Source organism: Bacillus aquiflavi, from assembly GCF_019915265.1.
GTDB lineage: Bacteria > Bacillota > Bacilli > Bacillales > Cytobacillaceae > Bacillus_BT > Bacillus_BT aquiflavi.
In genome coordinates this window covers 1718238-1740767 of sequence record NZ_CP082780.1, presented here as the reverse complement: position 1 = coordinate 1740767, position 22530 = coordinate 1718238, and the positions used below count along the sequence as shown (strand labels likewise).

Here is a 22530-nt window from a genome sequence, read left to right as displayed (position 1 = left end):
TATTAAATGGTTTTCTGATCATTTTTACACCTCATTCTTATTTATTCATTTTAGGACAAAAAAGGGGATCAATATTGTAGGATATTCCCCTTTTTTTGCGTTCCTAACCATACATCTCCAGTATGAACCTTATAAAGTACGTCATCTCCGAGTCCAACCTTTTCGGTTTTATAAGCTTTATTTCTTATTTCTTCTACATCAGCTTTTGTTCTATATCCTAATTCTATCTCTTCTTTAAGTTCTGATTCCCAATATATCTCCGCATCAATGTGTAATTCCCAATCAAACAGAGATAATTTATCCTCTAATGATTTATATTTATGGATGGGAAATATTTTAGTCATATCGTTAATAATTTATCCAAGCCTTATATGAAACAACAATTTGTGAGCTTATAAAATCTGGCTCGTATAACCAAATTTTCAGGTAAAAGTCTTCATTTTCTTTTGTCATTTTTTGATACCAGTTTAGATATACATCTATCATTTCGTTTAATAATAAACGGTTAAACCAATTGGGAGGATTTCTGCGGATGAAAGAATAAAAGGGGTGAATCCACAACTTTGCGTAATCCCTTTGATACTCACGAATGTAATTCATATCTAAATCTTCGATTACATTTTGTTTCCAACTTTCTATCTTTCGCTGATGTCGTTTCCAGCCGCGAATTTTCTTTTTTTTAGAATAATAAAACTCTTCCATTCACACACAGCCCTTCATATTAGTAGAAACACTTATTTCTTTATCTTTTACAAACGTAAGCTATCATAAGAATCGGTCATTAATAGAAATAGTTTGATCTTGTACTTTCATTACTTCGATTATCTGAATGAGAACGACACACGTAGTAGTCGAGTACTTTATCCCTTTTAAAATGCTTGCGAAAAGGAAAGCGACACGTCGCTTTCCTTTAGACATTAAAGACGAGGATCTACTGGATCTGCTTCTAAAGCAAGAGTAGCTAATACACATTCATGAATTCTCTCAATTGAATCCTTATGAACAAACCTTTCTACACCTTCAATTCCAAGACTGAATTCCATTAGTGTATGGCGCTGTTTTTTCCCGACATTTCGGTTTTTAAGTCTTTTTAAGTTTTCAGGTTGTAAATAATCCATGCCATAAATCATGTGTAAATATTTTCTCCCTCTCACCTTTATCGCAGGTTGAAGCAGATTTCCTTTTTCATTTCTAGAAAGATAGTATTCTGGTTTGATAACAAAGCCTTCATGACCATCTTCAGTTAACGATGTCCACCAGTTTATCGCTTCTTTCATTGATGTTTCATCAGAAATGACCATAAATTCCGTCTCAATAAATAAATGAGACATTGAACTAAATTCTTGGTTTTTTTCCATATGCCAAATATGAGAGCGATCAAAGTATGTTTCATCACTGTGAGCTAAAAGATGAAACGGAGCAATTTGAATTCTATTTTTCCCTTCAATATTCCAGCAATATTTTTGAAACACATCGTTAAATACACGGGCATTTTGTAATTTAGCTTTCATTTCATCTAGCCAATCCTCTACTGCCCCATTATACTTTAAAGCCTTCTCTAACTTTTCTATTAGCTTGACCCGATCCATTAATGCAGCTTCAGCAACATGGGTATACTGAGTATTAATGAGTTCTTTCGCTTTCAAATTCCATGGTAAAATTTCTGCATCTAGTAAGATAAAATCTGTTTCGTATTTTTCAAAATAACGAGATTGAGATAAATCTCGATTTAACTGAGCAACTATTTCTTCTTCCAATTCCTTAGTAAAAAATGGTCTGCCTGTGCGTGTATAGATAGTTCCTAATGTTCGTCTGCCGATATACGGAATTGCTGAATCCTTATCTTTAAATAATAGTAAAATTCCTCTGCTACCCATATGCTTTTTTTCAGCAACCATCCTTTGAATGCCATTAGAAATATAGTAGTTAAATGCTTCTTGCGGATGTTCTAAATAATCTGCTAATTTTGACGCTTTTGGAGCTGGACTCATAGTTGGTGGAATGTATACCAACTCTTCGATAGGTACTGTAAAATGTGAAACTGTATCAATGGCAGATTTTACGACAGCTTCTTGAATTTCGATTTCTCCATCATGTTTTGTTAATACGGAATAGCCGTTCATATATCTAGCTAGATTAGGAGGGTTTAAACGCTTTTCCTGCCATGCATTTAATGGATTATTTGTATCATTTGTATAATCCTGTTTTGCTTTAACAGAAACAAAGTCCTTTTCAGGGTATTTAAAAGCTGTAAACTGACCCCCAAAAACAACTCCTTGATCAATATTTATCGTGTTATTCGTTATAAGCGCTGCGGGCTTAGGGTCATGCCCCCAAATAATCAGTTCTTTACTCTTATGACCAGTATACCAATCGTTGCGGATCGGTTTTCCTTGTTCGTCAAAACCCGCAGTATCCCCATATCGGCAAAAATCTGAAATTACATCTGATTGTTTACCAATATATTCATCTTTCATCCCAGCATGGGTTGCGACAAGCACCCTGACTCCATTTTTTATAAAAACATAATGTGAGGGTGCAGCCCATAAAAAGTCTTTTAAGTCAGCTTTTAATTGTAGCGTTTTTTCTTTTCCATAGTTACTTTCGTACTTTTCAAACTCGGCGACTACTTTTTCATCCCCATGGGACATGGTCACATTTCGTCCACTAAGCCACCTTGCCACTTTCCAACCGTGGTTGCTATCAATCATGTAAGCAAGTCCAGCATTTACATGTTTCTTCATAAAAATCATACAATCTAATGAGCGTGGACCGCGGCTCATGATATCTCCAACAGAAACAAACTTTCTGCCATGAGGATGAATATAGAATCCTTCTTCATTCGATTTGTACCCTAATTTTCCGAGTATTTCTAGAAGTTCATCGTAACAAGCGTGAACATCTCCGATAAAGCCCACGCCTGCACCTACCTCTACTTCAACTGGGTTATTTTTGCGAATAAGTTGGACTTGATCTACCAATTCATCGTTTAATACGTAAGAATAATGAAAGCCTTCTTTTTTAATTGATCTTTTATTTTTCAAAAAAGCTTGGACTTGTTGTTTAATTCGTCGTTTTCCTTTTGGGAAATCTCTTTTTTTATCTCGTTGTAATAAAACCTCTTGGCGGATATTAAATACAATTGCCATTGACGGTACATGGTGCTTTTTAGCTAACTCTATATACTTCTTTCTATCTTCTGGATACAAATGAGTTGCATCAATTAATGTTAGTTTCCCAAATCGATATCTCGTTTCAATAATGGAATCCATCATTTCAAACGCTTTTTCAGATGTTAATTGATAGTCTTTTTTTAATATATTAGCTTCATCTTGCGGTTGATCTGCCCAATCAATAAAATCGTTATCACTTACTAATAAACGAAACTGATCGAACTAACGACCTCTGATGATTTCAATATACCGTGATTAATCCATTTTTCTAGAAAAGTAGTTTTTCCGCTATTTGAAGGTCCAATTAGCAAAACAATTCCGGCATAGGGTAATGAAAGTTCAATCGTCATGCATGCCCCTCCTTTCTCATAAATGTGCACATTTGTGTAGGGTGACCATAATGTTCATGCTCTTGTCCAATCCCTTCGAGTTCCGCCGTGTAAGGAACGTTTTGTACCCACACTCTACAGTGGGATGTAAATTCTTCTCTCGTCCATTCAAAACGGTGATCTGAATGCCGTACTGCTTCATCCATTTGATTAACGGCGTTATAATCTCGGTTTGGCGTTGTTACAATTAACGTATTAGGCTTGTATTCGTTAAAAATTGTCTTCATGATCTTTTGCAAACGATATTCCGCAACATGTTCGATCACTTCACATAAAATAATAACATCTTTGTTCAATAATCTTTCATCATAGTAAAATAGCGAACCTAATAAGGGAGTAGGAGTTACATAGCCTTCAGCTTTCTTTTCTTTTTCAAATCTTTCAATCGCACCCAACTGAGCAGTTTCAGAAGGCTCAATTGCTAGAATCTCTTTTACCCCAGGAATGTAGCCTAAGCGGACAGATAGCTTCCCTTCTCCAGAACCGAAATCTATAATTTTTTCTTTCCTTGATAGCGATGCAACTTTTTCAACAATTGCTTCGTAACGTAGCTGATTTAAACGAACCTTCGTTTCATCTGCTTTAACATCAGTGCTTTCCTGTTTTTCATTCGCTAAAGGAAGATGAACTTTATGAATAAGTTCAGAAAAACGGAGTGATTGTTTAATAATATATTCCTTTAATGGATGCTTTTCCAGCCATCCTTCACCATACCTTTCTAATTTTTCTATTTCCTTTTCGTCAATATAGTAATGTTTGTAGTTATCGATAACAGGAATTAGAATAAATAAGTGCCGCAACGCTGTTTGTAAAGTAACTTTACCTTTTAAATTTATAAATCTTATTGAGCTTTCCCGCTTTACATGAAAAGAATAGTTTGCCTCTCCTCGTTCAATTTCAACCGTATACCCTAAAGGTTCAAACAACTGATTAATTTGTTGATTAGATAAATGAGAAGCAACAGGTCCAAAACTAATTCAGATTTCAAAAGGATCGTTCACCCATTCTTTATATTCTTCTTTCGGTTTTCCGTTCAACGCTGTTCCTAAAGCCTTTCGGATTGAGGAACAAAACAAACTGCTTACGACAAACTCTCGATCATTTATGTATTGTGTAATATCAAAATAGTTAGGACTGTTTCTCACTAATTCTACCGGATCAAAAGTAACAAAAATAACTGCTTCTGTTTCATTATCTTCTATAGATGTATAAACAAGTCATACACGGTTGGATTTTTCATTCCGATCATACAAATTATTAGGGTTTTTAGCTAATAAATAAGATAAAACCTTTGCACCCTCACCAAGGACTTTCATACTTAATTACATATTGTTTAACATCCCTTCAATTTTGCATATGTAAACTCTGTTTCTTCATTATTTGTAAGCCTCAAATGTAATCACTTCTTTAGGGTTGGTTGGATATTTATTATACACATATCCAGAAGAACAAGAAATATTTCTAAAACCAATTTGTTCTAAAATCAATCTAAACTCCTCGATCCCATACCATCGTAAGATAAATTCTTGTAACTCGGTGTCTATTAGTTTTCCATTCTTCCATTTTTCATATTTTAAATATGTTTTTGTCCGCTGATGAACCCAATCGATTTCAATTGATTTACTTTCCATAGTAATTCCTTCTCCATTAGGAAGGGCAAATGTTTCCGTCGTTATTTCACCCGCTTTAAAATTATTAGGGAGTAACAAGTCGATTATAATCCGCCCCCCAGGAACTAAATGGCTTTTAAAACATGTTAATGCCCGAATGGAATCTTCATGATTATCGATAAGACAAAACGATCCTGTAGGCATGATGATCGCTTCATATTGATCAGGTAATTGGAAATTTTCAATTCTCATTTCATATAATTGTGGTGTCAGTCCTCGCTTGGCACAACGTTCTCTACAGGAGCCTAACATGTAAGGCGAATCATCTATTCCATCGACGACGAAACCTTTTTCCAACAGTGGAATCATCACTCTCCCCGAACCCACTCCAGCTTCCAACACTTTTCCTTCAACGTTTTGTAATCGTTCCACATAATATTCAATATCACCATCAATCGACTGACCTACTGGTTTAGTAAAATCATAAAGTTCTGTACTTAGCTTGCCATAATAACTAAACATGGATCTTTCCTCCATTTTAAATTTCTACTTATTTTTGAATTATTGTACTATATTCATTTAATTCAAGCGATATATTTTAAAAGAAATTGGCGAATTTGTTAGAGGAGAACAAACTTGGCAACACTTTATGCGCTTCTGATTAACTAAAACAAATCAACCGATAACTTATATTGAACGAAGTTTAAGGGAAAAATAATTATAAATTTTAAATAGAGGAGATGACTTTTATGAAAATTAAAGCAGCTGTTACCTATGGAAAGGGAGAACAATTTAAAATTGAAGAAGTCGAATTAGCCGAGCCAAGAGCAAATGAAGTGTTAATTAAAATCGTTGCATCTGGTGTTTGTCATACAGATGCAGTAGCACGTGATCTTGGAACAACACCATATCCAGTAGTGTTAGGACATGAAGGGTCTGGGGTTGTTGAGAAAATAGGAGCAGGAGTAAAAACGATTCAACCGGGAGATCATGTTGTATTATCTTTTGCTTCTTGTGGGCATTGTGAAAATTGTTTGACAGGGCATCCAACTGTTTGTACGAATTTTAATGAGTTAAATTTTGGCGGTAAAATGGAAGATCATACACATCGATTACAGCAACATGATCATGAACTTTCTACATTTTTTGGCCAATCTTCTTTTGCTACATATGCAGTTGCAAACGAAAGAAACGTTGTGAAGGTGGACAAGGATGTTGATTTAGCTTTGTTAGGACCTTTAGGCTGTGGGATCCAAACGGGTAGTGGAACAGTATTAAATCGACTAAAGCCTCGATTTGGAACTTCAATTGCCGTTTACGGTACTGGTGCAGTAGGATTAAGTGCAATTATGGCCGCGAACATAACAGGATGTAAAAATATTATTGCTGTAGATATCCATGATAGCCGTCTTGAAGTTGCGAAAGAATTAGGAGCAACACATATTATTAACAGTAAACATGAAGATGTCGTAGGGAGGATGAAAGAGATTACGGATGGCGGTACACATTATGGTCTTGATACTACAGGAGTCCCAATTGTAATCCGTCAAGCTCTTCGCGCACTTCGTCCGCTTGGTCAACTAGCAATTGTCGGGGTAACACCCGAAATGAATATTAATGTACATGAAGAAATTATGGCAGAAGGAAAAACAATGGTTGGAGTTATAGAAGGTGATGCCGTCCCGCAGTTATTTATTCCTGAATTAGTCGAATATTATAAAAAAGGACTGTTCCCATTCGATAAATTAGTGAAATTCTATCACTTCAATGACATTAACACAGCATTTGAAGATTCCAAAAAAGGTTTGACGATTAAACCTATCGTAAAAATTAGCTAGTATGATGATATCACAGTGCTCTAAGGCAACTTTCCTTCGTCGTTAGACGAAATCAAAGTGAATAAACTAACGATTTCGGCGCTGTCAAAGTCATTAAAATAAAGCAGATGAAAGAAGTTAAAAAATCGCTTTTATGTTCCGTTTTTCTTTAAAAATACGAGAAAGAGCTGTCCTTAAAAGTCATATTTATGACTTTTAAGGCAGCCCTATAATGGTTACACTGTTTGAAATGCTAATATTTCATTTATAATATTAGCATTCTTTTCAATCATTTCAGGATTTGAATTTGATAACATTTCACTGTGAGTACCAAATCCTTGAATGACTCTAAATTTTTTCGTTGTTGCATTTGACCATAATAAAATATCATCGTCATCTTTTTCTTTTACCGATTTAATATAACTTATGTTTCCGTCAATACTGCCATCTGTTATTGAGTTGTGTATATACATATAGGATTTCATTACTAATTCCATTAAATAGTTAGTTACTAATTGCTCTAAATCTTTATAGCGTTTAAGATTAAATTTCTCATAAAGCTCTTTCTTACATTCTTCCTCTGTTAAACGATTTTTTTTTACGGTTGTCCGATATTTTGAATCAATTAGAATAAGGTCTTCGACTACGTATCCTTGCTTATTCAACTCTTTAGCCACATCAAATGCAAGAATTCCACCTGCTGAATATCCGACTAATGTATATGGTCCTTTTGGTTGAATCTTTTTTATTTCTTTGACATATTGTTTAATTCTATTTTCGGATTTAATAAAATTAAAACTGTAAACTGAATATCGTTTTAGGTGCTTTGCTAGTCCCATATATGCTATTCCAATTGAAGCAGCTGGTGGAAAGCAAAATAATTTTTTATCGCTTATTGTAGAGCTGCTAAGTTGAATACAATCATCCGTATAATCTTTTAACGTTTCTTTAGCATTTTCTAAGAATTTTGATAAGCTTCGAATTGTAGGTTTATCAAATATATCTTTAAATGGTATTCGGAAATGCAACTCTGTGAATAACTTTGAAACAAATGTCATAACATTTAAGGAATTTGCTCCGATCTCAAACAAATTAGTATTTATGCCTATTCCTTTAATATTCAGAATCTCTTCCCATATGTTAACAAGTTTTTCTTCTAAATTATTTCTTGGCGGTTCATATTCAGACCTTTTATTAACATTTCCATCCGGCATAGGCAAGGCATTGATATCCACCTTCCCGTTTGTTGTTAAAGGCAATTTGTTAAGCTGTTCAAAAAATGCTGGTATCATATAATGAGGAAGCTCTTTTGATAAATGTTCCTTCACTTCTGTAAACGTATCTTCCTCAGCATTTTCTAAAACTACATATGCACAAAGATGCTGATTATTTTCGCCATTTCCTCTTGCAACAACTATATTTTCTTTGACATTACTAACCTTTGCTATTTGGTGTTCTATTTCACCTAGTTCAATTCGATATCCGCGAATTTTCACTTGATGGTCAATTCTTCCTAAAAACTCTATATTTCCATTCGGCAAGAGCCTTGCAAGATCTCCCGTTCGATACATTCTTTGACCTGGAACATATGGGTTTGGTATGAATTTTTCGGATGTTAATTCTGGTCTATTTAGATAACCAGCGGCAACACCATCACCACTTATATAAAGTTCCCCTGTTAGGCCAATCGGTAATACCTCTTGATTATGATCTAAAATATAAATTTGAACATTATCAGCTGGCTTTCCAATTGGTATAGAATGATCATGATCTCGATTAAAGTCATATTTATAAATCATACAGCCAACAGTTGTTTCTGTAGGTCCATATTCATTATAAATTTCAACATGATGATTGAAACTTTGAAAAACCTCTTTTGCTAATTCAGTTTTTAAATTTTCTCCTCCTAATATCAAACGTTTAATACTTGAATTACTGTTATCAATATCTTTTATCAAACTTAAGTGTGATGGTGTCAGTTTGACTATACCGACTTTATTTTCTTTAAATATTTTTCTTATTATTGGTTCATCCCCGTCATTTCCATAAATAACAATTTTATTACCAGAAATTAAAGGTGTAAATATTGAAGTAACAGTAAGATCAAATGAGAATGACGAATACAAAGCAAAATCTAGAACGTCGCCTTTTACATATACTTTATTTGCCCATATTATATAATTGGCTAAGCCTCTATGCTTAATCATAGTACCTTTTGGTTTACCAGTAGAACCCGAAGTATAAATAATATAAGCAAGGTTGTCAAAATTGCTTCTTTCCTTTACGTTTTTAGTGGAATAATGATTAAAATCCTCATCTAAAAATACGACTTCTTTCTTTTTAAATTTTACTGCCGTTTCCCTGTTTGTAAGGATAATATTCGTTCCACTATCTTCAACCATGTACTTGATTCGCTCTTCTGGATATTCAAGGTCTATCGGTAAATACGCTGCCCCGGACTTTAGAATCCCCATCATTCCTACGATCATTTCTAAAGAACGTTCGATCATAATACCTACGATTGTGTCTGGCTGAACCCCTTTTTCCTGAAGCAGTCTCGCTACTTGATTTGATTTTTCGTTCAGCTCTCGATACGTAAGCTGCTTGTCTTCAAAGACGACAGCCACATTGTCTGGCGTGCGATCAACTTGTTCCTCGAATAGCTCATAAATGGTTTTATCCTTCGGATAATCGGCTTTAGTGTTATTGAACTCATTTAATAGGAGATGTTTTTCTTCCCCTGAAAGAAGTTCGATTTGACTTACTTTCTGATCCTCATCCTGTACAAGCTGCTCAATCACATTTGTTAAATGATTTGTCATGTTCTCGATGATTGTTTCTGGATAGAGATTTTCATCATAAGCCAGCTTTAAAATGAGCTGTTCCCCAGGAATGGCCACGATTGTAAAGCCATAATTAGTTTGTTCATTCCCCTTTATGTCCTTGAACATAAAGCCAATGTCACTTTCTTCTTGCTTGCGTTCATCAAAGGCATAATTTTCAAAGATCATCACATGATCAAGTAAATCCCGTTTTAGTTCACTAAGGGACTGAACATCTGATAAATTCATGTAACTATATGCTTGACTTTCTATTGCTTGTTCTTGAACCCTCTTGAAAAGATCTTTCAAGCTTTCGTGAGCTTCCATCTTTATTCTCGTTGGGATTGCATTGATAAACAGCCCCACCATCTTTTCAATTCCGGCGACTTTGGCGTCTCTTCCAGAAACTACAGAACCAAATACGACGTCGTCTGTCTCGTTGTACTTAGCTAAAAGAATCCCCCACGCACTTTGTAAGAGGGTATTTAATGTGACATGGTTTCGATTGGCCAAAGCGGTCATTTTCGTCGTCAATTCGTTTGAAAGCGCAAGAACCTTCTCTTTGTAATGATCACCGCTTGGACTTCGATCCCTTTTGAATGATGGAATTTTAGCTTGTTTTTGATAACCTTCTAAATAGTGCTTCCAATAATGAATTCCGTCTTCTTTTGTTTGTTCTTCCAACCACTTAATATAGTCACTATACGGTTTTGGCTCTGCTAAAAGCTGTTCTCGCCCTGCCCGTTTGTTTCCATAAATATGGAACAACTCTCCTAAAATAATGCCGCGGCCCCATCCATCAAATAAGATGTGATGATTACTCCAAATGATTGTATAAGCCTCTTCACCGGTTTGAATGAGCTCCAATCGGATTAACGGGTCTTGAGTAAAATCAAACCCTCTTTCTCGGTCTTGTTTCATATATTCTTTTATGCTTTCCTGTTGTTGTTCAACCTTTTGGCGGCGAATATCACGGTATTTAAATCCGATCTTGCGATCTTTTAGAATGACATTCCTTGGTTTTTCTGTTATTTCATATTCAATGGCTGTCCGAAGAATTTCATGTCGCTTCATGATGTCATTTAAACTTTCTTCAAATAAATCTGCATTTATCGATCCTTTCACGTCGATGACCATTTGTTCAAAGTATGCGCCTGATTGTTGATCTTCTAATGCATGGAATAACATCCCCTGCTGCATATTTGCCAATGGATAGATTTTCTCTATTTCAAAATCGTTATATTTTGTTTGAATACTTTCTAACTGTTGGAGGCTTAATTCCTTATCTCCATAATCAACTGGCGTTTTTTCAGCCCTTTCTTTAGAGACACAATGATCAATCACGGTGTGAAGGGATTCTTTGTATACCTCCATAAATTCCTTGACAACGTCTTCGCTATAGACTGTTGTATTATAGGTCGTATCGATCATTAATCGTCCGCCTAAGACAACCGCATTTATTTCCATGGCATTTTCTCTTGTGCGTTTGCCGCCAATCGATTCTCCTGTCGGGAGCCATGAAGAAGAAAAGACGGTGTTATTGAGTTCTTTATCCATTTGACCTAAATAATTAAATAAGATAGGCGGCTGTTCTCCATTCCATAAGTCTTTGTCTTCAGTCAAATACTTTAATATCCCGTAGCCGATCCCTTTATGAGGAATTTTTCTTAAAGATTCCTTGACCATTTTAATGACCATTGACAGATCATGTTCATTTCCTAAGTCAATGAATACAGGATATTTAGTCGTAAACCATCCGACTGTTCGACTCATATCTATTCCTGCGATGATCTGTTCTCTTCCGTGACCTTCCATGCTAAATCTCATTCGATTTTCACCTGTTACACGGCATGCGGCCATTAAAAGAGCCGTAATTAAGAGATCGTTGATCTCGGTATGATATGCTTTGTTTGTTTCCCTTAACAGCTGTCTTGTTTCTTCTTTTTCAAGAACTGTACTAAAGGTCTGACTATCTTCGTATTTAAATGATTCGACAGTCTCTTTCGTTTCTAGAAAATCTACTTTTTCCTTTAATACATCCAACCAATAGCTCTTTTCTTTAAGCAGCTTTTCACTTTTAGCGTACTCATGGAGCTGAGAAGCATATTCTTTATAAGAAGTCGTTTTTGGATAAAACGTTATTTTTTCACCTTTCACTAATTGACTATATCCGAGTGCTAAATCTTCTAATATAATTCTCCAAGAGATTCCATCTACTACGAGGTGATGGATGATAAGCAACAGGTGATCGCCTTTATCCGTTTGAAACAGAGCCGCATTCATAAGAGGACCTTCTGTTATATCGAGCTTTTTTTGTAATCTAGTCGCAAGTTCATGAACTTTCTCATCAAGATCGTCCTCTTTCGAAAGATCATACACATAAAAGCCAAACTGATTTTCTTCTACTCCTCGATTATATGGAAGCACCTCATCCTTCTCTTCTTGATAGATCATTCTTAAGGCATCATGATGCTTCATCATTTCTTCAAGAACTTCCTGAACCATCTCCGCACAGAATCCGTCTTTTCGGTACAACATGATGGCATGATTATAATGGTTTAAGTCTTCTTTCCCTCCTATAAAATACGCCTTTTGAATTGGAGTAAGGAAAACTTCTCCTGTTTCGATGTCATACGATGGTTGGTTGATTGTTTCTGTTTTGACATAGCTACTTAAAAGCCTAATCTCTGGGTAAGTAAATAAATCTTTCATCTCTAAAGCGATGCCTTCTCTTGATAATTGGGAGATAATTTGTAAAGCTTTGATCGAGTCTCCCCCAGAGGCAAAGAAGTTATGAGTAATCCCGATTGGCTCGACTTCTAATATGTCCTCCCATACTTGCGCGAGTTTTTCTTCTACTTGATTTCTTGGCTCTACATAGTCTACTCCTGTACTCACATCTGGCTCCGGCAAGGCCTTTCGGTCTACCTTTCCATTTGGCGTCAACGGGATCTGTTCCATCCGAACGAAATAAGACGGAATCATGTAATCTGGTACTTCTTCTGTTAGATACGCTCTTAATTCGTCAAACGACAGTTCCTTCCGGGATGTAATATATGCACACAAGTGCTTACTGCCATTCTTCCCTTCCCGGTCGATGACAAATGCTTCTTGGATTTGTTCATGTTTAACGAGCTGATTTTTGATTTCTTCCAGTTCGATTCGATATCCTCTTATTTTTACTTGGCTGTCGATTCGGCCCGCAAACTCGATTCGGCCATCCGATAGTCTTCGAACAAGATCTCCTGTTCGATACATTTTTTCATGCGGTTCAAACGGATTTTGAACAAACTTTTCTTCTGTCAAGTTCGCCCGGTTTAAATAGCCGCTGGCTATTCCTTCCCCTGCTAGGCACAATTCTCCGTACACACCTTCTGGAACGAGATTCATTTGCTTGTCCACTACGTATGCCCTCATATTTTGAATCGGTCTGCCTATTACTGGGCATTCGTTGAAGGAAGCGAGATGATGAGAATCAATCACCTGATAGACCGAACCGATTGTCGCTTCTGTAGGTCCATAGTGGTTCATCACTACATGGTTCGGATAATATTGATAAAACGTTTCAACGTCTGTTGGGTTCATTTTCTCGCCGCCCAGTACGACCAACCGCAAGGTTTCACAGCTCCGATCAACTGAGAAGCTTGGGTCATTGATCATCACGTTAAAGAGAGAAGGTGTCAGTTTCAAATAAGTGATTCGCTGTTCTTTTATATACTTTAATGCCTTGTAGGCATTAGAATAGACGTTTTTTTTGACAAGATGAAGCTCACACCCATTTAAAAGCGCTGAATAAAGACTTGTGTACCCTAAGTCAAAAGCATAGGAAGACATTAACATCGTCTTATCCTTTGTTTGAAGCTTCGCTTCTGTTGTAAACCATGTCATATAGTTCACAACATGACAGTGTCGAATAAAGACACCTTTTGGTGTGCCGGTCGATCCCGATGTGTAAATAAGATAAGCATGTTGATCGGAGACGTAATCCACCGCTAAATTGGATGTGTCCCTTTCTTTGATAGAGCTGTCTTCCACACGGATCACTTCTCCATTAAAGCAGAGAGTTTCCTTTAAATTCCCTTTTACGATCAATAAGCTGGCACCACTGTCTTTTAGAATGGCGTTCGTTCGTTTGTGCAATTGTTCAGGGTCAATTGGCAAATAGGCAGCTCCCGTTTTTAATACGGCCATCATTCCAATGATCATCTCGAGGGATACTTCCACCATTATTCCTACTGTTGTCCCTGGTTTTGCCCCTTTGTCTTGAAGCAGTCTTGCCAATTGGTTGGCTTGTTCATTGAGTTCTAGATATGTCAGCTTCTTGTCTTCAAACTTGATAGCCACATGATGAGGCGTTCGCTTCACCTGTTCTTCAAATAATTGAGAGATCGTTTTATCCTTCGGATAATAAGCTTTTGTATCATTAAACTCATATAACAACCTTTCGGTTTCTTCTTCCGAAAGCATTGAAATGTCGTGAAGACTTCGCTCAGGCTGATCGATGATTGCTTGGAAAATATGGATCAAATGTTTCGCTAGTCTTTCCATCGTCTCTTTCTTAAATAGTTTAGTGCCGTAATTCAATACACATTTGATTTTTTGATCTTCTTCAATAGCGGTGAGGGTCAAATCAAATTTAGAGACATGTGCTTCCATTTCGTACGGCGCAAAGGTTAAGTCTTTCATCTCAAATTCATCATGATCAAAGTTTTGCATGACAAACATCGTATCAAACAACGCACTTCTACTCATATCTCTTGTTAGATCCAGCTTTTCAACTAGTTCATCAAAAGGATAATCTTGATTTTCATAAGCTTTTAAGGCAGTCTCTTTGACTTCTGTTAAGTAATCACAAAATGACTTGTCCCCTTTTGGATAATTTCTCATCGCAAGGGTATTGACAAACATTCCGATCACATCTTTCAAGTCATCATGAGGTCTTCCCGCAATCGGGGAGCCTACGACGATATCCTCTTGACCGGTATATTTTGAAAGCAGTGCAGTATATCCAGCTAAAAGAAGCATATATAGTGTGACACCATGTTCTTTTGCCATCTTCTTTAGATTGGCACTTAGATCACTGTCGATTTCAAACTGGACAAGGTCACCTTCTGTACTTTGGATTGGCGGTCTTTTATAGTCTGTCGGCATATTCAACATAGGTACTTCATCTTTAAAGAGATTAAGCCAATAAGCTTCTTGTCTCTTCATTTCTTCTTTTGTGGACAACTCTCTTTGCCATGCAGAGTAATCTTTGTACTGAAGGTTTAATGGTGATAATTCTTTCCCCTCATATAACTCAGCCAATTCCCGTGTAAAGATTCCCATTGATACCCCGTCTGAAATGATATGATGCATATCGAGCACCATGATGTGCTCATCTTCCTTCGTTTTGATCATTTCAACTCGTAACAGGGGCGCTTTTTCTAGATCAAATGGTTGAATTAACTCGTTTATCATCTCGTCTACATGATGAGTGGCATCTGCTTCTCGATAGATCACTTTAAAGTCTATTTCTTTTTCAATTCGTTGAACTGGCTCACCATCTACCATTATAAAGGAAGTTCTTAACGCCTCATGTCTTTCGATTAGTTGACAAAATGCTTTTTCCAATCGGTGTAGATCAAAATCACCTGTTATTTTCATCGCGAAAGGAACATTATAAGAAACTCCATGACCTTCGATCTTGTTTAAAATATAGAGCCTTCTTTGCGCAGATGAAAGTGGATAATAATCTTTTTCTTCCGCTTTTTTGATCGCTGAAAATTTACTTTCTTTTGTCGAACGAATGAATTCTCCAATGCCTTTAATAGTAGGCGTTTGAAAAACTTGCCGTAACGGAAGCTCAACCATAAGTTCTTTATGGATTCTAGACACCATCGTCGTCGCTTTTAAAGAATGTCCTCCCATTTCAAAGAAGTGGTGGTTGATCCCAATCTTTTCTACACCTAAAATGTCTTGCCAAATCGAGACAAGCTTTTCTTCCACTTCATTTCTTGGCGCCTCATACTCCGTCGTCCCAACGATTTCACTTCCGTCAGGCTTTGGTAAGGCCTTGCGGTCTATTTTCCCATTTGCAGTAAGCGGTAGCTTATCCAGCTGAACAAAAAACGCAGGAACCATATACTCCGGAAGCACTTGTTCCAAAAGCTTTCTTATCTCTTTGGTCATTGATGCATCCTTCGATTTTTTAGAAGTGAAATAGGCACAAAGGTATGGTTGGTGGTCTTTGTCTTCTCTTGCGATCACGACAGCTTCTTTCACTGCTCCATGTTTTAGGAGTTGATTCTCAATTTCACCAAGTTCAATTCTATGACCACGTATTTTCACTTGATGATCGATTCTGCCTAAAAACTCAATATTTCCATCAGGCAGCATTCTCGCAAGATCCCCTGTCCGATACATTCTTTCTCCTGGGACAAATGGGTTTGGAACAAATTTCTCCGCGGTTAGTTCTGGTCTATTTAAATAGCCGCGCGCCAAACCTTCTCCACTTACACAGAGTTCGCCTGCGACTCCTAATGGTGCTAAATCATCTTCTCTATTGATAATATAAACCTTGTTATTAGTTATTGGTTTACCAATGAGAGCCTTCTGATCTCCCTGTTTTAATTCATATAATGTAGAACAAACACTGTTTTCGGATGGTCCGTACTCATTAAATAATCTAACTTGGGGCATTTTTTCAAAATGTTTTTTAATTAAATTTTCATTAAATCCTTCACCTGCAATTGTCACAAATCGTAAATTTTCTAAAGGATTATCGATAGTATTTAATAAACTATTATAGAAACTAGGAACAACTAACAAATTAGTCACTTTATTATTTTGAATGGTATCAATAAATTTATTGAAATTTAATCTTAAATCCTCTATTAAAACTAACCTAGCACCGGAAATTAAAGTCGTAAAAATATCCTCTACAGAACTGTCAAATGAAAAAGTAGGCACCTGTAATGTAATATCAGATTCACTATATTGATATGATTTTTTCCTCCAACATAACGTATTAAGAATAGATTGATGATTTACGACAACACCTTTTGGTTTTCCAGTGGAGCCTGATGTATAGATTATATATGCCATGTCACTGGAATTATTTACGTTAGGCAATTTACCTGTAAATTTCTCCTCAGTCTCCTCTACGTTCATATCAATACAAATTAAATCACCATTCACTTTTTTGTGTTCTTTTTTCAACAAGACTTTTATCCCGCTATCTTCTATCATGTATGTTATTCTATCCTCTGGATAATCAGGATCAATCGGAAGATATGCTCCCCCAGCTTTTAATATTGCCAATATGCCGACTATCATTTCAAGTGAACGTTCAACCATAATACCAACAACAGTATTAGGTTTTACACCTTTTTCTCTTAGCAAAGCTGCAATTTGATTAGACTTTTCATTCAGCTCCCGATAAGTTAATTTCTTATCTTTAAAAACAACTGCCATATTTTCTGGTGTTCGCTCTACCTGTTCCTCAAACAATTGATGGATTGTCTTCTCTTTTGGATAATCTGCTTCCGTGTCGTTAAATTTGTACAATAAAACCGTTTTTTCTTCGTCTGAAATGATATCTATTTCACTTATCTTCTTATTCTCATCAGCAACAACTTGCTCAGTTACTTTTTCAATATGCAATCCTATGTTATCTATTATTTCATCATCATAAACATTTCCATCATAAGTTAAAACTAAATTTAACTTTTCACCAGGAGTTACTGCAATACTGAAACTGTAATTACTTTGCTCTTCTGCATTTAAATCTTCAACATTAAAGCCTATATCCATTTTTCCATGTCCAGAAACACGTTCATCAACAGCATAGTTTTCAAACACGATAATATGATCAATTAGATCTTTATTTAATTCACTCATTGCTTGAACTTCAGCTAGATTCATATAGTTATAGTTATTACTAGTTATAGCATCACTCTGGACGGTTTTTAAAATCTCTTTAAACTTACTATTTCTCCCGATTATTATTCTAATTGGAAGAGCATTAATAAACAAACCAATCATCTTTTCAATTCCGTCTACTGGTGCTTCTCTGCCAGAAACAATAGTTCCAAATACAACTTCCTCTGTATTATTATATCTTGCCAAAATAGTTCCCCAAATACTTTGGAATACTGTATTAAAAGTTACGTTATTTCTATTTGCCAGCTTTGTAATTTCGTTAGTTAGTTCACTTGAAAACTCAATTACTTTCTCTTTCCTGACATACTCCTTATTACTCTTTGCACTATTTAATTTTGGTATCTCTGCTTTTTCTTCATACCCACTTAAATAGTGTTTCCAATAAGTTCTGCCTTCCTCTGTATCTTGTTCTTTTAACCATTTTATATAATCGCTATAAGGTTTTGTTTCTGGTAATTCATATTTTTCTCCACTTATCCTTTTTCCATATATAGTGAATAATTCGCCTAATATGATTCCAAGACACCAGCCGTCCATCAAAATATGGTGATGGCTCCAGATTAACTTATATAAGTCTTCATCTGTTCTAACCAGACAAACTCTTATTAATGTATCTATACTTAAATTAAAGCCTTTTTCCTTATCTTGTTCTCTATATTTTTTAATAAAGATATCTTTTTCGGTCGTATCTTTTTCTCTAATGTCAAAAAACCGGAAAATTATTTTTCGATCTTCTATTATTACGTGTCTAGGCTCCTCAACAGTTTCATATTCAAATGATGCCCTTAGTAGTTCATATCGTTGCATTATTTTATTAAAACTATTCTCTAATACTTCTTCATCAATATATCCCTTTATATCCATTACGGTTTGTTCAAAATATGCTTTTGATTTTTTGTTTTCTAGAGCATGAAACAACATTCCCTTTTGCATATTTGCCAATGGATATATTTTTTCGATATTAGAGTGGCTGTATTTTTCTTTAATTGCTTCAAGTTCACTTAAGGTTAATTTTGTATCTCCATAATCATAAGGTGTTTTTTCGACCTCTGTTTTACTTAGGCAATGGTCAATAATTTTTTCAAGACTTTCTTTAAAATTTTCATTTAGATTTTTTATTGTTACTTCATCATATTCTAATTCATTAAATGTTGTATTGATGAACAATTCATTATTAATAATCACTGAGTTTATTTCTATTGAATTATTCCTTGAAATTTTTCCGCCGATACTTTCTCCATAAGAAAATTTTGAACTTGAAAATTCGTTTCTATTAACATCATGACCCATTTCGCCTAAGTAGTTAAATGAAATCGGTGCTTTTTGTTCATTTAATAACTCATTGTCTTTTGTTAAATATTTTAATATACCGAAGCCAATTCCTTTATTCGGAATTTTTCTTAAAATTTCTTTTACCATTTTAATATTAGTAGATATTTCTTTTTCATTTCCTAAATTGATAAGCACTGGGTACATTGTTGTGAACCAGCCTACAGTTCTGCTAATATCTACATCATCTAAAATATCCTCTCTTCCATGCCCTTCCATATTTATTTTTATCCTGTTTTCGCCTGTCAATTCCCTTGTACCGACTAATAAAGAAGTTAGCAATATATCATTTATTTCTGTGCTATATGCTCTATTAGCTTTCCTTAGCAGGTTCATCGTTTTTTCCCTATTTAATGAAATGCTGATTGTTTTACTATTTTCAAATGTGTCCCTATTCATTTCTTTTTTTCTAGGGATAAATTTAACTTTGGCCTTCGCTACACTTTGCCAATACTCTTTTTCATTTAATAATTTTTTACTATGAGCATATTCCTTTAACTTACATGCGAATTGTTTAAAAGAATCAGATTTATATCCAATGTCTAATTTTTGGCCTTTTAACTCCTGAGAATATAGAGTTTCAAAATCTTCGAAGAGAATTCTCCACGATACTCCATCTACTACAAGGTGGTGGATCGCAATAAGAAGGTGATCGCCTTCATCTGATTGAAATAGACAAAGGTTAACAATTTTCCCATCTTTAATCGAAGACTTCTTTTGAATATTTGTTGCAAGTTTATAGATTCTTTCCGCTTTATTATCTAGTCCTCTAATATCATACATATATAAATCGAAAAGGTTCTCGCTATACCCTCTGTTGTATTGAACTATGTCTCCATCCTTTTCCTCATATATCATTCTAAGAGCATCATGGTGTTCTAAAATCTTATTAAACACTCTCACTATTCTCTCTTTATCAAACCCTTCTTTTCTAAAGAGCATAAAAGACTGATTGAAATGATCCAATTCTTCTTTGTTATTATCGAAATACCATTTTTGTATTGGGGTTAATTCTACTTTTCCCTCAACTATTTCATAAGGCTTTTGTAGCTTCTTTTGCCTTTTCACATACTTGCTAAGATTTTTTATTTTAGGGTTTGCAAATAAATCTTTCACTTCTAGCTTAAGATTCACTCTAGATAATTTAGACACAATTTGCAGAGCCTTAATAGAATCTCCTCCAGAAACAAAGAAGTTATGATCGATCCCGATATCCTCTATACCTAGAATATCCCCAAAAATTCCCACAAGTGTTGCTTCTACTTGATTTCTTGGTGCTTCATATTTTACTCCTGATTGATTATTTCTATCCGGTTCTGGCAATGCCTTCCTGTCCACTTTATCGTTTGACGTAAGTGGCAATCTATCCAGCTGAACAAAATAGGCTGGAATCATATAATGCGGAAGCTCTTTCTCCAAAAATTCTCTTATTTTGGTTGAAGGCAATTGTTTTTCGGAAACGATATAGCCGCATAGGTATGCATGATTTTCCTCATCTTCTCTAGCTATTACTACCGCCTCTTTTATATCCTCATGCTTCAATAATTGACTTTCGATTTCACCAAGCTCTATTCGATAACCGCGTATTTTCACTTGGTGGTCGACTCTGCCTAGAAACTCAATATTTCCATCTGGCATCCATCTTGCAAGGTCACCTGTACGATACATCTTTTCGCCGCTGACAAAAGGATTTTCTACGAATTTCTCCGCAGTTAATGTTGGATTGTTCAAATATCCTCTCGCTAACCCTTCTCCGGAGACACATAATTCTCCAATGACTCCAATCGGGCAAATGTGACTATTTTTATTTACAATATAAATGTTAGTGTTATAAAGTGGTTTTCCGATTGGAATATGATGACTCTTTCTATCTACTAAAAAGCTTGTTGTCGCTACCGTATTTTCTGTCGGTCCATAAGCATTTACAATCTGATAGCGGGTATCTTGATTTACTTTTAATTTTTCACCGCCAACTATGAGCATTCTTAAAGAATCGTTTTCCTGTAAAATAAACTGTTCACTTACTTTACATGGTAAAGTGGCTACTGTTATGCCGTTGTGATTCATATAGTCATTTAATTTGTCCATCTCAAGTCTGATGTTTGGATTTAAAACATATAAGGTAGCTCCTGTGATTAAACATGGGAAAATTTCACCTATTGAAGCATCGAATGAGATTTTCAAATAATTTGTTATGCGATCACTTTCTTTTATTTCATGGAAATCTACATACCAATGGCATAAATTCACTAAAGAATGATGTTCAATTAGTACTCCCTTTGGAGAACCGGTAGAACCTGACGTATAAATAACATAAGCTAAATGATCTCTATTACTGTCTCGCTCTAAATTTGTTCGCTTTTGATTGTTTATTGTTTCGTCATCTATCGCGATTTTACTTACACGCTCATTGCCGGCAAAATCGAGTTTTTCAAATAAGTGAGCCTGCGTTAATACAAGCTTTGTGCCGCTATCTTCAACCATGTACTTGATTCGCTCTTCTGGAGATTCAAGGTCTATCGGTAAATACGCTGCCCCGGACTTTAGAATCCCCATCATTCCTACGATCATTTCTAAAGAACGTTCGACCATAATACCTACGATTGTGTCTGGCTGAACCCCTTTTTTCTGAAGCAGTCTCGCTACTTGATTTGATTTTTCGTTCAGCTCTCGATACGTAAGCTGCTTGTCTTCAAAGACGACAGCCACATTGTCCGGCGTGCGATCAACTTGTTCCTCGAATAGCTCATAAATGGTTTTATCCTTCGGATAATCGGCTTTAGTGTTATTGAACTCATTTAATAGGAGATGTTTTTCTTCCCCCGAAAGGAGTTCGATTTGATCCAATTTAATTTCAGGATTACTCACAGTTTCCTTTAAAAGATTAACAAAGTGGCCGGATATTCTTTCGATAGTTTCTCTCTTAAACAGTTTTGTGCAATATTCTAAACCAAAATTTATGCTATTATTTGATTCAATTGCTGATAAAGTTAAATCAAATTTAGCTATATTTACTTTATTTTCATATGTTTCAAATTTTAATCCTTTCATATTTTCGTTAGAAGTGTCTAAATTTTGCAGTACAAACATCGTATCGAACAAAGCACTTCTACTCGTATCTCTTTCTAGATCCAGCTTTTCAACTAGTTCGTCAAAAGGATAATCTTGATTTTCATAAGCTTTTAAGGCAGTCTCTTTGACTTCTGTTAAGTAATCACAAAATGACTTGTCCCCTGTTGGATAATTTCTCATCGCAAGGGTATTGACAAACATTCCGATCACATCTTTCAAGTCATCATGAGGTCTTCCCGCAATCGGGGAGCCTACGACGATATCCTCTTGACCGGTATATTTTGAAAGCAGTGCAGTATATCCAGCTAAAAGAAGCATATATAGTGTGACACCATGTTCTTTTGCCATCTTCTTTAGATTAGCACTTAGATCACTGTCGATTTCAAACTGGACAA

Annotated in this window: 8 protein-coding genes and 1 pseudogene; 1 reads left to right on the top strand and 8 read right to left on the bottom strand. The window is 35.5% G+C overall.

Going from position 1 to position 22530, the window contains the following annotated elements:
- Positions 1-68: 68 nt before the first annotated feature.
- From K6959_RS19080 to K6959_RS08265, 7 genes and pseudogenes are all read right to left on the bottom strand, one after another.
- Positions 69-344 (bottom strand): hypothetical protein, encoded by a 276-nt coding sequence (locus K6959_RS19080; RefSeq protein ID WP_262421936.1) that lies wholly within the window; start codon positions 342-344, stop codon positions 69-71.
- Positions 345-348: 4 nt separating this feature from the next.
- Positions 349-702, bottom strand: a complete 354-nt coding sequence (locus K6959_RS19075) for a hypothetical protein (protein ID WP_246234821.1) — start codon at positions 700-702, stop codon at positions 349-351.
- 215 nt (positions 703-917) lie between these two features.
- Positions 918-3275, bottom strand: coding sequence for an AAA family ATPase (locus K6959_RS08275; RefSeq protein ID WP_246234819.1), 2358 nt, complete (start codon positions 3273-3275; stop codon positions 918-920).
- A gap of 98 nt (positions 3276-3373) precedes the next feature.
- Entirely contained in the window at positions 3374-3523 is a 150-nt protein-coding gene (locus tag K6959_RS19070; protein ID WP_246234816.1) for a hypothetical protein, read from the bottom strand.
- Positions 3520-4056: a methyltransferase domain-containing protein gene (locus K6959_RS19065; protein ID WP_262421978.1), complete on the bottom strand. Its 537-nt coding sequence runs from the start codon at positions 4054-4056 to the stop codon at positions 3520-3522. Before K6959_RS19065 ends, K6959_RS19070 begins: the two co-directional genes overlap by 4 nt.
- A gap of 207 nt (positions 4057-4263) precedes the next feature.
- A pseudogene (locus K6959_RS19060) lies at positions 4264-4737 on the bottom strand (3' terminal RNA ribose 2'-O-methyltransferase Hen1); the annotation flags it as partial.
- Positions 4738-4938: 201 nt separating this feature from the next.
- A complete protein-coding gene (locus tag K6959_RS08265) occupies positions 4939-5694 on the bottom strand; it encodes a class I SAM-dependent methyltransferase (protein ID WP_163242827.1) in 756 nt (251 codons plus the stop codon).
- 227 nt (positions 5695-5921) lie between these two features.
- Between K6959_RS08265 and K6959_RS08260 the strand changes: the two genes are divergently transcribed.
- A complete protein-coding gene (locus tag K6959_RS08260) occupies positions 5922-7010 on the top strand; it encodes an NAD(P)-dependent alcohol dehydrogenase (RefSeq protein WP_163242826.1) in 1089 nt (362 codons plus the stop codon).
- 215 nt (positions 7011-7225) lie between these two features.
- On the opposite strand, the gene K6959_RS08255 is transcribed toward K6959_RS08260, so the two are convergent.
- The gene (locus K6959_RS08255) at positions 7226-22516 is read right to left on the bottom strand and encodes a non-ribosomal peptide synthetase (protein ID WP_316252546.1); all 15291 of its coding nucleotides are present in this window, start codon (positions 22514-22516) and stop codon (positions 7226-7228) included.
- Positions 22517-22530 lie beyond the last annotated feature (14 nt).